This is a genomic window from Prevotella sp. P4-119 (assembly GCF_002251345.1).
Classification (GTDB): Bacteria; Bacteroidota; Bacteroidia; order Bacteroidales; family Bacteroidaceae; genus Prevotella.
Map to the genome: position 1 here is coordinate 51,133 of NZ_NPJB01000058.1, position 15,385 is coordinate 66,517.

At 46.7% G+C, this 15,385-nt stretch carries 8 protein-coding genes; 7 read left to right on the top strand and 1 reads right to left on the bottom strand.

Annotation, left to right across the window (positions count from 1 at the left end; genetic code table 11):
• The first annotated feature begins 320 nt into the window (after window positions 1–320).
• Genes CIK89_RS06280 through CIK89_RS06300 form a run of 5 tightly spaced genes read left to right on the top strand, consistent with a single transcriptional unit; the run spans window position 321 to window position 9,018 of the window.
• Window positions 321–3,626: a SusC/RagA family TonB-linked outer membrane protein gene (locus CIK89_RS06280; protein WP_094390539.1), complete on the top strand. Its 3,306-nt coding sequence runs from the start codon at window positions 321–323 to the stop codon at window positions 3,624–3,626.
• Between the two features lie 41 nt (window positions 3,627–3,667).
• Complete coding sequence (locus CIK89_RS06285; RefSeq protein ID WP_094390540.1) at window positions 3,668–5,299, top strand: RagB/SusD family nutrient uptake outer membrane protein; 1,632 nt, start codon at window positions 3,668–3,670, stop codon at window positions 5,297–5,299.
• 23 nt (window positions 5,300–5,322) lie between these two features.
• A complete protein-coding gene (locus CIK89_RS06290; protein ID WP_094390541.1) occupies window positions 5,323–6,213 on the top strand; it encodes a putative zinc-binding metallopeptidase in 891 nt (296 codons plus the stop codon).
• Window positions 6,214–6,223: 10 nt separating this feature from the next.
• Window positions 6,224–7,534 (top strand): DUF4302 domain-containing protein, encoded by a 1,311-nt coding sequence (locus tag CIK89_RS06295; protein ID WP_094390542.1) that lies wholly within the window; start codon window positions 6,224–6,226, stop codon window positions 7,532–7,534.
• A gap of 32 nt (window positions 7,535–7,566) precedes the next feature.
• On the top strand, window positions 7,567–9,018 hold the full coding sequence (locus CIK89_RS06300) for a BACON domain-containing protein (protein ID WP_094390543.1): 1,452 nt from the start codon (window positions 7,567–7,569) through the stop codon (window positions 9,016–9,018).
• Between the two features lie 245 nt (window positions 9,019–9,263).
• On the opposite strand, the gene CIK89_RS06305 is transcribed toward CIK89_RS06300, so the two are convergent.
• Entirely contained in the window at window positions 9,264–10,553 is a 1,290-nt protein-coding gene (locus CIK89_RS06305) for an ATP-binding protein (protein ID WP_094390544.1), read from the bottom strand.
• Between the two features lie 647 nt (window positions 10,554–11,200).
• Here CIK89_RS06305 and CIK89_RS06310 point away from each other — a divergent pair.
• Window positions 11,201–11,554, top strand: coding sequence for a helix-turn-helix transcriptional regulator (locus tag CIK89_RS06310; protein ID WP_094390545.1), 354 nt, complete (start codon window positions 11,201–11,203; stop codon window positions 11,552–11,554).
• A 732-nt stretch (window positions 11,555–12,286) separates the two neighbouring features.
• Window positions 12,287–14,950, top strand: a complete 2,664-nt coding sequence (alaS, locus tag CIK89_RS06315) for an alanine--tRNA ligase (RefSeq protein WP_094390546.1) — start codon at window positions 12,287–12,289, stop codon at window positions 14,948–14,950.
• Window positions 14,951–15,385 lie beyond the last annotated feature (435 nt).

Here is a 15,385-nt window from a genome sequence, read left to right on the forward strand (position 1 = left end):
GCCATTCTAATATTATGATATGCTCCTAAAATATGTAAAAAAACGGCACACGGTTTTAACCAATCTTTGCAAACTAACATTTTTTTGTTAATTTCATGTTTTATCTTACGATTTCATGCTTTCACCATTGATTTTCTACCTTATTCGTGGAATTTTTCATGATTTATATAAAAAACATCATATAATATTTGGTAATTAGAACAATTTACTGTACTTTTGCACCATGTTAATTTGTGAAAAGAACTTAAATAGGAACAAAAATAGTTATTCAGAGTATAATTTAGTGATATGTTTAATTTTTAATCAAAATGAGAGTTTTTATGGAAAAGAAACTGCTTATCTTGTTGGTCAATATCTTCCTTCTATGTGGAGGAGTGTTGGCACAGACAAAAGTAACAGGTACCGTAGTATCTCAGGAAGACGGTGAACCAATCATCGGTGCTTCGATCATTATTCAGGGCCAGCGCTCAGGAACAGTGACCGATGCTGATGGTAAGTTCAGTCTTTCAGTACCTGCAGGTAAAAAGATTAGTGTCAGTTACATTGGTATGGAAACACAGACACTGGCTCCTAAAGCCAAGATGTCTATCAGCCTTCGCCCCAGTGCAGAGCTGGAAGAAGTGGTTGTAACTGGTATGCAGAAGACCGACCGTCGTCTGTTTACTGGTGCTACCGACCGTGTGAATGCCGAGGATGCCATTCTTAATGGTATCGCCGATATCTCGCGTTCACTGGAAGGTCGTTCTGCTGGTGTATCTGTACAGAACGTCAGTGGTACCTTCGGTACAGCACCAAAGATTCGTGTACGTGGTGCCACCTCTATCTACGGTTCCTCAAAGCCACTGTGGGTAGTTGACGGTGTTATCATGGAAGACGTAACCGACATTGACTCTGATGCATTGTCATCAGGTGACCCAGAAACCCTTATTTCTTCAGCCATTGCTGGTTTGAACTCAGATGATATCGAGTCGTTCCAGATTCTGAAAGACGGTTCTGCCACCTCTATTTATGGTGCACGTGCCATGGCCGGTGTGATTGTAGTAACCACCAAGAAAGGTAAGGCAGGTACAGCACACATCAACTATACTGGTGAATTCACCATGCGTTTGAAACCTACCTATGGTAACTTCAACATTCTGAACTCTCAGGATCAGATGGGTATCTATCGTGAGTTGTACGATAAAGGTTGGTTGAACCTCAGCAACACACTGAATGGTAGCGACTATGGTGTATATGGTAAGATGTATGAGTTGATCAACACCTACAATCCATCAACCGGCGCTTTCGCTTTGGCTAATACTACAGAGGCCAAGAATGCCTATTTGGCAAATGCAGAGTTCCGCAACACCGACTGGTTTGACGAGCTTTTCTCTACCAGCATCCAGCAGAACCACTCTGTCAGCATGAGCGGTGGTACAGCCAAGTCAAACTACTATGCTTCAGTCAGTGCCATGACCGACCCAGGATGGTACAAGCAGTCAAAGGTTGACCGCTACACCTTGAACATGAACGTGAACCACAAGATTCTCGACAACCTGTCACTGAACATCATCGGTAGCGGTAGTTACCGTAGTCAGCGCGCTCCTGGTACTCTGAGTCAGGACGTCGATGTTGTATCAGGTAATGTAAAGCGTGACTTCGATATCAACCCATACTCTTATGCGTTGAACACTTCACGTGCACTCGATCCCGACACCTATTATCATAGTAACTATGCAGCTTTCAACATTCTGCACGAATTGGAAACCAACTTCATCGATGTCAACTTCCTCGATGCTAAGTTCCAGGCAGAGTTGAAATACAAGCCCATCAAGGATTTGGAGATTGCTGTACTTGGTGCTTTGAAATACACCACCACTTCACAGGAATATAAGATTCTCGACAACTCAAACCAGGCAGAGGCTTATCGCGCTATGGACAACACCATCATCCGCGATGCCAACAAGTACCTCTATACTGATAAAGACGTACTATACTCTCGCCCTATTTCTGTACTGCCCGAAGGTGGTATGTACAAGCGCACCGACAACCGCATGCGCGACTACAACTTCCGTGCAACAGCCAACTACGTACATACCTTTGCCGACATCCACTACGTAAACCTGTTCGGTGGTATGGAGACAACCGAAATCCAGCGTTCAAGATCATGGTTCAACGGTTGGGGTATGCAGTATGCTAAGGGTGAAATTCCTTACTACACCTATCAGTTCTTCAAGAAGAGCTTGGAAGAGAACACCGACTACTATTCACTTTCAAACACCAACTCACGTTCGGCAGCCTTCTTCGCCAACGCCACCTATGGTTACGACAACCGTTATGTGTTGAACGGAACCGTTCGTTATGAAGGTTCAAACGCCATGGGTAAGAGCCGTTCTGCTCGTTGGACACCGACTTGGAACATTGCAGGTTCATGGAATGTTGACCAGGAGAAATTCTTCAAAGCATGGGAGCCAACCATTTCCCACTTGAAACTGAAGGCCAGCTACTCTCTGACCGCCACACCTCCTCCCACATCTTATACAAGTTCAACCAACGTATTCAAGGCTTTCAACCCCTACCGCATCTTCACCAGCGATAAGGAAACTGGTATCCAGCTTTCAGACCTTGAGAACAGCGAATTGACTTATGAGAAGAAGAATGAGTTCAACTTCGGTGTTGAAGCAGGTTTCTTAAACGACCGCATCAACGTATCGTTTGATATCTATACTCGTAAGAACTATGATGAAATCGGTCCTGTTGCCACACAGGGTATCGGTGGTCAGATTATCCGCTGGGCCAACGCAGCCGACATGAAATCACATGGTGAGGAACTCTCTATTTCTTCTACCAACATCAAGTTGAAGGACTTCAGCTGGATCACCTCTTTGGTTTATTCTCACACCAAGACCAAAATTACCAATTTGGCAAGCCAGGACCGTGTGATTGATATGATCACCAACTTCGGTGGACGCCGCGTAGGTTATCCCGTACGTTCACTGTTCTCTATCCCCTTCGCAGGACTTGATGAAAACGGTCTTCCTACTTTCTACAACGAAGCAGGAGAAATCACCACCGACAACATCAACTTCCAGGAGCGCGACAAGGTTGATTACCTGAAGTATGAAGGTCCTACCGATCCTACCGTACAGGGTTCTTTGGGCAACCTCTTCAAATATAAAGGTTTCACCCTGAACCTCTTCATCACCTACTCATTTGGTAATGTAGTTCGCCTCGATCCTGTATTCTCAGCCACTTATAACGACCTGAGTTCTATGACCAAGGAGTTCAAAAACCGCTGGATGGTTCCTGGCGACGAGAAGAAGACCAACGTACCTGTCATCTTGAGTTATGCACAGTACACCAACAACTCACAGTTGCGTTATGGTTACAATGCCTACAACTACTCAGATGTACGCATTGCCAAGGGTGACTTCATCCGCATGAAGGAAATCTCTCTGCAGTATGATTTCCCCAAGAATTGGATTAAGCCTCTGACCAACCTCTCTCTGAAGTTGCAGGCCACCAACCTCTTCCTCATCTATGCCGACAAGAAGTTGAACGGTCAGGATCCTGAGTTCTTCCGCTCTGGTGGTGTATCAGCTCCTGTGCCCAAGCAGTTCACTGCAACTCTTAAAGTTGGCTTCTAATCAAGGTAATGGAATAACGAAACAAACAAAAGAACAACAATATGAAAAAATATATAGGATTTTCAATCATTGCACTGGGCCTTACCTTGACATCGTGTGACGATTGGCTCGACAAGTTACCCGACAACCGTATGGAGCTTCAGACTCCAAGCGATGTCAGCAATCTATTGGTAAGTGCTTACCCCAGCGCACACCCTGCCTATCTGCTGGAGATGTATTCAGACAATACCGATGACTGTGTCAACCCTTCATGGTCAGAAGCATCACGTTTTCAGGCTCAGGCTTACAAATGGGAAGACATCACTGAAACAGGTGAAGATGAATCACCTCAGGAACTTTGGAACAAACATTACATCGCCATTGCTTCTGCCAATGCTGCCATTGACCTGATTGAGGGAAAGGGTAGCCCTGCTGAGTATAGCGAACAGTTGGGTGAGGCTCTGCTCTGCCGTGCTTATGCTATGTTCCAACTCTCTACCGTATTCTGTAAGGCTTACAATCCTGCTACTGCTTCAACAGATTTGGGTCTGCCTTATCCTACACATCCAGAAAAGGTAGTAGGAACAGTATATACTCGTGGCACTATGGAGGATCTCTATGGTCAGATTGATAAGGATTTGCAGCGTGGTCTTCCTTTGGTTAGCAGCAACTACAGCAAACCTAAGTTCCACTTCAATACCGATGCCGCCAAAGCATTTGCCGCTCGTTTCTACCTTTACAAGGGCGACTTCGCCAAGGCCATCACCTATGCAACAGAAGTATTGGGTGCCGATCCTACTGCCAAAGCCCGTGATTGGGATGCCTACTCAGCTCTTAACATGAACGACCAGATTCGTCCTGAGGCTTGGGTATCTGCCGACGAGAAGTGTAACTTCCTGCTCCAGACCGTATATTCAGAATGGGGAGCCATCTCTGGTCCTTACTTATACGGTGAGAAATATGCTCATAGCTACCGTATCACCTACGATGAGGATATTGCCTCTAAGGGTCCGTTCGGCGCAGCCAACTCTACTTTCAAACAGCGTGTATGGAGTAACACCGCATTGGCAAAACTGTTCCATCGCAAGGTGCCCTATGAGTTTGAATACACCGACCTTCAGGCTGGTATCGGATTTGCCCATGCTGAGTATGCCGTATTCACCACTGAGCAACTTCTGTTAGAGCGCGCCGAGGCTTATGCGCTGAGTGGCGAACTGCAGAAAGCCGTTGATGACTACAACACCATCATGAAGATTTATCAGAAATATCCGAAGACCTTCACCTTGAAGCAAATCGTTGACTTCTACAATGGTGTTAACTATTACACTCCAAAGAAAGCCACCGTTAAGAAGCACTTCGTAAAACCCGTCTATACCATCGATGCCGAGGGTTCAGACCAGGAAGCACTGCTTCAGGCCATTCTTCACTTGCGTCGTATCATGGAAGTCGGCGAAGGATACCGTATGCAGGACGTGAAACGTTATGGTATTGTGATTTACCGTCGCCAGACCAACACAAGTTACACTATCTCTGCTGTAACCGACTCACTCACTGTTGACGATCCACGTCGTGCCATCCAGCTGCCTCAGGATGTAATCACCTCTGGTTTGGAGCCTAACGACCGTATTACTGTGAAAGACCAGGGCGGTAACATTATGCAGGACTCTGGTTTTATCTACGAGATTAAAAAGTAACGACACACTAAATCAAGAACACAATGAAAAAGATATATTTCATCCTGTTTGCCGTTGTTGCAGCACTCAGCTTCACGGCATGTTCAGACGGTGACCAGCCTTCCGGCAACAGCATCTTTGTGAACGACGAAGCCAAGCCCGATGCCTTTGAGCAGTGGTTGCTGGAAAACTTCACCTATCCTTACAACGTAGAGGTGCTCTACCGCATGAAGGATACCGAGATTGACCACAAATACACACTGACCCCAGCAGACTCTGCCAAGTGTGCTAAGCTGGCAATGATTGTGAAATACCTTTGGTATGACGCATACGCTGAGGTAGCAGGTCCTGACTTCGTGAAGGCCAACACCCCACGTGTACTGCAGTTCATCGGTTCACTTGCCATTGAAAACAACGGAACCGTTGTGATGGGTACTGCCGAGGGCGGTTACAAAATTACCCTCTACAATGTGAACAACCTGGGTTCTGCAATCAAGCTTGACGACTATGATGCACTGAACCAGTGGTACTTCACCACCCTGCACCATGAGTTCCAGCACATTCTGAACCAGAAGAAGCCATACGATACTTCGTTTGACCTCATCTCAGAAGGTAACTATGTCAGCGGTGACTGGTATCAGTACAACACCGACATACAGGCACTGCCACTCGGTTTCATCCGCAACTATGCGATGAGTGAACCTGCTGAAGACTATGCAGAGCTCTACTCACAGTATCTGACCAACAATGATGCGCTATGGAATTCCAAGATGGAGAAAGCCGGCGAAAACGGAGAGGCCATCATCGAACAGAAACTGGCTCACATCCGCACCTATATGCGCCAGAACTGGAACATCGACCTTGAAGAGTTGCGTGCCGTAGTTCAGCGTCGTGCTGTGGAATACAAGAAACTTGATTTCGAACACTTAAAGTAAAGACAACGCTATGAAGAAAATATTTTTCTATATCATGTTTGCCGTAGCAGGACTGTCACTTCAGTCTTGTCTGCACGATGACGACGAGATTTTCGACAAGTCGGCTGCAGAGCGTATCAACGAAGCAGTTGCCAATGCCAAGGAAGTGTTGACCAGCTCACAGGAAGGTTGGGTCATGCACTACTATGCTGGTCGGGAATATGCTTATGGCGGTTTGAACCTTGCCATGAAGTTTACCGACGGTAAGGTACAGATGTACAACGAAACTGCACAAAACTCTGACGGTTCCTACAAGTCAGTAGTTTCTACTTATAAGATTACGCGCGACCAGGGTCCTGTACTCGCTTTCGATACCTACAATGATCTGCTCCATATCTATGGTGACCCCGCTGGAAGCGGCGCTCCAACAGATGTTGACGGATGGGAAGCCGACTATGAGTTTGTCATCATGAACATCAGCGAGGATCAGAACACCATTACCCTCAAAGGTAAGAAGTTCAACAACACCATCGTTCTTGAGCGTCTGACCCGTCCCGTAGCTGAATACTTCGATGCTGCATCTAAGATGGCTGAGAGTCTGACCAACACAGGTATTCTTGCCTATACTGTTGGCGACAAAAGGGCTAAGTTCTATCCTGGTTCAAGCGAATACTCAGTGAAATATGTAGATGATAAGGGCGAAGTAGCCTCACTGACTGTCCCCTTCACATCTACCGACAAGGGTGTTCTCTTCAGCGAACCTATCGAACTCTTTGGCGATACACTCAAAGGCATCAACGCAAAAGATACTGCTACCGTCAACGATGTACTGACAGCCAACACCATCGTAGTCTCCAACGACGAGTCGAAGACCTTTAGCTTATCAAAGGATCTGAGCGATATTTTCCAGGCAGGCAACTGGTATCTTGCTCTGAGCAATATAGGTGAAGTAGCAGGTCCTGGTTTGCAGTCATTCATTGATGGCTGTAAGAGCCACGAAGGTGAAGACGTGAACTACTGCTACATCGGAACCTATAAAGGTAACTATGGTTTCTATTTCCTCAGCGGAGGTGCATACTACGGTGTTGCAACATTCGCTGTTGATGCTCCAATAAACGAACCAGATGTCATCACCTTCGATTTCAACGTTTACGTAGGTAGCGGTACATACTATGCGCTCTTCTGTAACTTCGAAGATGCTTACACACCATTCCTCTCTACTTTCAAGCTGAGTACTGACGATGTTAACAATCCTACCGTAATGACATTGACTGACCAGAACAATGCGAAGAATGTCATCAAACTGGTGAAGGACCCTGTGCTCTATCCGGGAAAGCATTAATATTAAATCACATAATATAGACTTATAAGCGTATGAAAAAGATATATAGTCTGATCGTCTTTGCCATAGGAAGCCTCACGCTGGCTTCCTGCGGCGACGACGACTTCACAGAGAAAGTCAACACCATTCAGGTGGAAAAATCGGAAACGACTATTCCTGCCACTGGCGGTTCGGTAGATATTACCCTCACTGGCGAAGGACTGACAGTTGCTTCGGCTGCTGACTGGCTCACCGCCACTATCAACGGCAACGTGCTGACTGCAAGTGCAACAGCCAACCCTACTCGCGAGTCACGTGCCTCACACATTGATGTAAAGGCTGCCAACGGTGACACCTATCTGGTAAGTATCGTACAGACTGGCGGTATGCTCGCACTGGAAAGCAATGAACTCGCAGCCACCGACCTCGACGCTTCTTACAACGTAGCTATCGAAAAGGCTGTCGGTTCAGTTACGGTAAAGAGCCTGTCCGACTGGGTTAAGGCTTCGGTTAACGCAAAGAGCGATTCTATCAAGGTTGAAGTTGCATCAAACGACTATGCCGTTGCCCGTCAGGGTAAGATCTTGGTGACCAGCGGTGTACTGGAAGATACCCTCTTCGTAAACCAGGCTGCCATGAAGTTCAGCCTCTCCACCAATGTTGCCAGCATACTGAGCAACGCTGCCGGCAGCAAGACTGTTACCGTTTCCCACAGCAGACCTGTCACCGTGGAGAGCAAGGCTGACTGGATTACCGCCAGCATCACCGGCAATGTGATCAAGGTTTCGGTTGCTGCCAACGCTACTAAGCGCCGTGTAGGTGAGGTTGCCGTGAAGTCAGGTAAATCAGAGAAGACACTCTATGTGAGCCAGCTCGACTTTGCCGATCAGTTCTCAGGAACATACGATTTCGTGTTCTACGACGTAGAAGAAGGACACGAAGGATGGTACTATTTCCCTGCCGATGTAACCGATAAGGGTATCAGCATCAAACCATTCAAAGACTTCGATGCCTATACTATTCCTCTGATCGTCAACAAGACTGCCAGGACTGTGAAAACAGCCAACAGCGGTACCTATCTGGGAGAATGGAGTATCGAAGGAACAACTTTATACGTGTATCTGGCATGGGCTAACTTCTTCGGAGGAGCCGATTGGATTTGGTCAACTGCTACAGTTACCGACGCAGCATCGACGGGTACTGTTTATGCAAAAAAGCAGAAATCAGGTGATGTAGTAACCATCATCGACTGGGCTGGTACCTGGACCTACAATAACGTCACTTACCAGATCGACACTTGGTTGTTCCAGACCATGATTGCTAAAGCATTTACCACTGCCAACAATGTAGGTCCTCTGCTTTTTTTATCCAAGCCTTCCTTGATAAGTAATCCTGAGGGCACCACTGCCAAGTATGCGAATAAGAATGGTTGTGCCATTCAGCTGCCTAACGGCGAGTATGCACGTCCTGCAGTATTGAAGAATATTCTAAGACCACTGAAATAAATGGATAGAATATAAACACCTAACAAAACACACTCTCACTATGATTGGTGGACGGGAGATGCCGGCGAGGCATGTGCCCGTCCACTTTTTTTTGTTTTTATTCATCCTTTGCATTTGAAGGAAAAAACTTTGTTTCCTTGTCTATCAAATGGCTGTTTTGAACCCATATCATACAAAGCGGGACACTCCTACTACCTTTAGGAATGTCCCGCTTTGAATTTACTCCAAAGACCGATCAGGTTTTGTCAATCCTTCAAACAGCCTATTGGCACTACATACACCCCGTCTTGCGGACGCTGAAAGGCATATTGCCCCACTCCTGTCAGCACCATCTTAAACGAAGGTATTTTCATCTTTGTCGTATCAATCTTGTCTGCAAGAGCAGTAAGGGTCTTCGCACCCTCTTCTATCAACTTGTCGCCACCAAGCTTTATCTCTACCAATCCATACTTTCCATTACGCAAATGGATGACAGCATCACACTCCAAACCATTTTTATCTCTATAATGAAATACTGTGCCGCCAATGGCATCGGCATAGACACGCAGATCTCTGACACACAATGTCTCAAAGATCAAACCAAATGTATTCAAGTCATTCACCAAATCGTTGGGGCCAAGACCTAATGCAGCAGTAGCTATCGAAGGGTCTGTGAAATACTTGGTATCGGATGTACGAATAGCAGCCTTACTTCGCAGATTAGGATTCCACGCAACAGAATCTTCTATCACAAAAATTTTCTTCAAGGCCTTCAGATATGAATAGATGGTATTCTCACTGATCTCAGAACTTTCATTACTTATAATATCAGCCAATATAGTTCCTGCAGTAGCCTGACTGCCTTGGTTCCGTGCATACGATCGCATAATCCGTCGTGCCAATTCACTGTCGCGATTGGCATCATCGACACGAGAAATATCAAAGCTTGTAACAGCCTCAAAATATTCGATTGCCTGCTGGAGTGCTGCCTTTTCTGTCTTCTTATTCAGTGCCTTTGGCCAACCGCCACGACATGTAAGATAAGCCAAACGCTCTAAATCTATCTGATTGATGCCTTCCACAAAATAATCTTCCGCATCGTTGGCAAACAGTCTTGCAAGACTTACCTCACCAGTAGAGTCACCAGACTCCCAAAGACTCATGGTACGAAGTTTGAGCCAAGCAAAACGTCCTGTACCAGTATGAAATATCTCATCGAAGTTTGGAGGCACAGCAGACCCTGTCAGTATAAACTGCCCATCTTCATCACGCTGATCCACTTCATTTCTCACCGCATCCCAAAACCTTGGTGCTATCTGCCATTCGTCAATAAGTCGTGGAGTGTCGCCACGGAGCAACAGTTTGATATTGGTTTCTGCCATGGCCATATTCTGTTGTAGGGTGTCGGGATCAGACATAGACAATATACTGTTAGCTTGCTGAGATGCTAATGTCGTCTTACCGCAATACTTGGGTCCTTCGATAAGCACTGCACCCATCGCTTCCAACTTTTCTGCTAATATTTTGTCTGCAATTCTCGCCTTATATTCTTTCATTTTTATAGCTTTTATATATTCTGATGCAAATATACGATATTTAATTGTATATCAGCACCATATAATCGTTAAATCTTGTTATTTTACCTCCATATTGTGGCAGTTGGCGCATTTTCGTTGTGGCAGTTGGCGCATTTTCGTTGTGGCAGTTGGCGCATTTTCGTTGTGGCAGTTGGCGCATTTTCGTTGTGGCAGTTGGCGGAAATCTATAGGAGCGGAGAGAGATAAAGACCTTATTATTTCTCGCACACATACGCGCACACATACGCGCACACGTGCGCATACAGGCGCACGCGATGTCGAAAAAATCGACCACTCGACCACCAATACCGCTTAACCGACAGAGAAACAGTGACTTAATGGGTGGTCGATGACTTTATCCTGACGCGTTTCGACCACCATTCGACCACCAACTGACCAACAACCGACCATCATAATGCTTTTGCAACAAGAGAAAAATTGCTGTGACATAGAGGATTTTCATGGCAAACAACGTGACTTTTGCGTGACTGCAAGGCAGGTCACAGACCCGTCGCGCCGCATTGTTGCTTGGTTTTCGGAGTTGACATAACTTTGCAGCGTGTTCTTCCAACCGATGGAGGGACAACGTCTAAGAAAACAACAAACCATTAATTCCAAAAGCAACAATGATGACCTCAACACTTCAAATCCAAATGGACAACGCCCGCACTTTCATTCATCACAACTATCAGCGCATGCCCAGTCTCCACCGCTTGGCACTTCTCGTAGGCACCAACGAATGTACGCTGAAGAGATGTTTCAAGCAGTCGTTTGGCACTACCGTGTTCGGCTACCTGTTTAATCTGCGCATGGAAATGGCTGTGCAACTGCTGTGCAATACCGACGAACCCGTTTCCACCATCGGCTATCATCTGGGTTACGAGCACCAGAGCCACTTCTGCACTGCCTTCAAGCGCAAATATGGCGTATCGCCATCGCTGTTTCGCGACCAGCAAAACAAGGCCGTTGCAAGTGCATGACAGTCAAAAGGATAGTGCGCTGTTTTGCAAATTCATTGAATTTGGTCAGCAATCTCATTGAATTTGGTCAGCAAATTCAATGAATTTACTCGGCAATTTCAATGATTTTGCCCTACTGTCACGATGATATTCGTGCACTAAAGAACTGCTTCACGTCTCAAACGAAAGTTGCTCTTCTCAGCAAATCAATTTGTTTTGCCGAGCAAATCAATTTACTTTGCAAAGGAAATCAATTTGTTTTACTGAGCAAATCAATTTACTTTGCATTCGCATCTGCTGCATGTTTATATGAAACATCTGTTTCTCAACATATTATACCGACGACCGCAACACCGTCAACAATAGTCCGCAAACAAGAAGACAATCATGGCTTTTCTGCGGACAAACGAGGGGGATATCTGCCATTGTTGAAAATTTCCACACCATTAACCTTAATTAACACGAAAAAATGAACGTGCGTAACTGTTAATTATATATAATTTTGTATTGCACCAACTTTCAGTTGGAGAAAAATTCCGTAATTTTGCATAATATATAACCATGTGGCTCATAGCCATGTGGCATCGGTAGGCAAAGGCTTCAACCTGTGCAAGGCCATACAACGGGGAATTTGCCCATTGAACCGATGGCAAGTTATAAGACAACGATGAAGAATATATAATAACAAAACATAACCAATGCCTCCATCCGCCACTATGTGGCAGATGGGGGATAAACTTTGTAGAAAAGACAATGATGACAGCGAACGAAATCAGAGAGTCGTACAAGAAATTCTTCGAACAGCACGGACATACCATCGTGCCATCGGCTCCGATGGTCATCAAGGATGACCCCACACTGATGTTCACCAATGCTGGAATGAACCAGTGGAAAGACATTATCCTGGGCACAAGAGAGCCCGAACCACGCCGCCGTGCCGATACTCAGAAGTGTCTGCGCGTCAGCGGAAAGCATAACGACCTTGAGGAAGTGGGTCACGACACCTACCACCACACCATGTTTGAAATGCTTGGTAACTGGTCGTTTGGCGACTATTTCAAAGAAGGCGCTATCGATATGGCATGGGAATACCTTGTCAGTGTGCTCAAACTGAATCCAGAAGACCTCTACGTGACCGTGTTTGAAGGTTCACCTGAGGAGAATATCCCACGCGACGAAGAAGCAGCAAAATACTGGGCGAAGCACGTGCCAGAAGACCATATCATCAATGGTAATAAGCACGACAACTTCTGGGAGATGGGCGATACGGGACCATGTGGTCCATGCTCGGAAATCCACGTTGACTCGCGAACTCCAGAACAGAAAGCTGCCAGTGGAAAAACTGGTCGCGAACTGGTCAATCAGGACGATCCACAGGTGATTGAAATATGGAACCTCGTGTTCATGCAGTTCAACCGCAAGGCTGACGGTTCACTCGAAAAGCTCTCCATGAACGTGATCGATACGGGTATGGGCTTTGAGCGACTGGTGCGCATGATGCAGGGCAAGCACTCTAACTACGATACCGACGTGTTCCAGCCCATCATCAAGGCTGAGCAAGACCTGACAGGACTGAAATATTTCACCTTTGAGGAAGAGACTGCCAACCCCATCAGCAAGGAGCAGAACGAAATCAACATCGCCATGCGCGTCTGTGCAGACCATCTGCGCGCCGTGGCATTCTCTATAGCCGACGGTCAACTGCCCTCCAATGCAAAGGCAGGATATGTCATCCGCCGCATCCTGCGCCGTGCCGTGCGCTATGCATACACCTTCCTGGGACAGAAAGAGGGATTCATCTACAAGCTCGTGCCTACACTGGTGCACGAAATGGGTGACGCTTTCCCCGAACTGAAAGCCCAGCAACAACTCATCACCAAGGTGATCAAGGAGGAGGAAGACTCTTTCCTGCGCACACTGGAAAAGGGCATCTCGATGATTGGCGATGCTATGGAGAAACTCAAGGCTGAGGGTAAAAACCAATTGGATGGCGTTCAGGCATTCCGACTGTTCGACACCTACGGATTCCCACTCGACCTCACCGAACTGATTTGCCGCGAAAACGGATTCTCGGTGGATGAGGAACAGTTTAACGCTGAAATGCAGAAACAGAAAGATCGTGCACGCAACGCTGCCGCTGTGGAAAACTCCGACTGGACAGAACTCATGGCTGGCGAACAGCAGTTTGTGGGCTACGACTATACCGAATACAACTGTCATATCCTGCGCTACCGTAAGGTGACACAGAAGAAGAACGAATTCTATGAACTCGTGCTCGACTACACCCCTTTCTACGGAGAGATGGGTGGACAGGTAGGTGACTGCGGTGTACTCGTCAACGAGGCTGAAACCATCGAAATCATCGATACCAAGCGCGAAAACAACCAGAGCATCCATATCGTGAAGCAGTTGCCTAAGGATCCCACTGCCGAATTTATGGCTTGTGTAGATACCGACAAACGCGACGCTTCTGCTGCCAACCATACGGCAACCCACTTGCTCGACTATGCCCTCCGCCAGGTATTGGGCGACCATGTAGAGCAGAAGGGATCGTATGTCAGCGCCGATACCCTGCGCTTCGACTTCTCTCACTTCCAGAAAGTGACCGATGAAGAACTGCGTCAGGTGGAGCGTATCGTCAACGACATGATTCGTCAGGACATCCATATCGATGAGCATCGCGACGTTCCGTTTGAGGAAGCCAAGCAACTGGGTGCCATCGCCCTCTTCGGCGAGAAGTATGGCGACAAGGTTCGCGTAGTGCGCTTCGGTCCTTCATGCGAGTTCTGCGGTGGTATCCACGCCACTTCAACAGGTCGCATCGGCTTCTTCAAGATACTGACCGAGAGCAGCGTGGCTGCCGGCATCCGTCGTATCGAGGCTAAGACTGGTAAGGACTGCGAGGAAATGCTCTATCAGTTGGAAGACACACTGAAGGCTGTACGTGCATTCTTCAACAATGCAAAGGATCTGCAGGGTGTCATCAAGAAGTATATTGATGAGCACGACACCATGAAGAAGGATATCGAGCAGTTTAAGGCACAAGCCGTAGAGCGCACCAAAGACAAACTCGTGGAGAAGGCTCAGGTGCTCAACGGAGTGACGCTCATCAAGGCAGTATTGCCTCTCGACGCTCAGTCTGCCAAAGACTTGGTATTCAAGATTCGTGAAGCCGTTCCCTCACATCTGCTTTGTGTCATTGGTACCATCAGTGCCGACAAACCCATGCTGAGCATCATGATGAGCGACGATATGGTGAAGGAGCAGGGTCTCCACGCTGGACAGATGATTCGCGAAGCTGCCAAACTCATACAGGGTGGCGGTGGCGGCCAGCCTCACTTCGCTTCTGCCGGTGGTAAGAATACCGACGGTCTGAATGCTGCTATCGACAAGGTTGTGGAATTGGCAAAACTCTAACTGCCTGTTTCCAGCCACATCATAAAGCGACGCGCCGCGAGTAGTTGACTCACGGCGCGTCGCTCGTTGTTATATCCCATGTATTGCACGAATGAAATTCACACAGCAATTCTGAAGCATCGAAGGCAAAGGACAACGGGCTGAAAGCCCAATGGTTTCCTTAGCCCAGGGCAACGCCCTGCGGACACAATGCACATTCCTAACCTACGTCCTGTAAGGACAAAAGTAGAAACCTTGTTGGCGCCAAATAAAATCTTTAACGAAAATCTTAAAAATAATCTTTAACCAAAATCCTTTTTTCTGTGATTTCCGCTTTCTATGTTAAAATCCAAATATTTTGACCATTATTTTTAATTTATGCTGATATTTTATATTCTGGTGAGAAAATTTGGCGATTTCGGACCATAGCAGTGACCAAACGTATGAGTTTGTTCT

Excerpts from the sequence above, each read along its gene's own strand:
- CIK89_RS06280 (WP_094390539.1), top strand. The coding sequence starts at position 321 with ATGGAAAAGAAACTGCTTATCTTGTTGGTCAATATCTTCCTTCTATGT.
- CIK89_RS06285 (WP_094390540.1), top strand. The coding sequence starts at position 3,668 with ATGAAAAAATATATAGGATTTTCAATCATTGCACTGGGCCTTACCTTG.
- CIK89_RS06290 (WP_094390541.1), top strand. The coding sequence starts at position 5,323 with ATGAAAAAGATATATTTCATCCTGTTTGCCGTTGTTGCAGCACTCAGC.
- CIK89_RS06295 (WP_094390542.1), top strand. The coding sequence starts at position 6,224 with ATGAAGAAAATATTTTTCTATATCATGTTTGCCGTAGCAGGACTGTCA.
- CIK89_RS06300 (WP_094390543.1), top strand. The coding sequence starts at position 7,567 with ATGAAAAAGATATATAGTCTGATCGTCTTTGCCATAGGAAGCCTCACG.
- CIK89_RS06305 (WP_094390544.1), bottom strand. The coding sequence starts at position 10,553 with ATGAAAGAATATAAGGCGAGAATTGCAGACAAAATATTAGCAGAAAAG.
- CIK89_RS06310 (WP_094390545.1), top strand. The coding sequence starts at position 11,201 with ATGATGACCTCAACACTTCAAATCCAAATGGACAACGCCCGCACTTTC.
- alaS (WP_094390546.1), top strand. The coding sequence starts at position 12,287 with ATGATGACAGCGAACGAAATCAGAGAGTCGTACAAGAAATTCTTCGAA.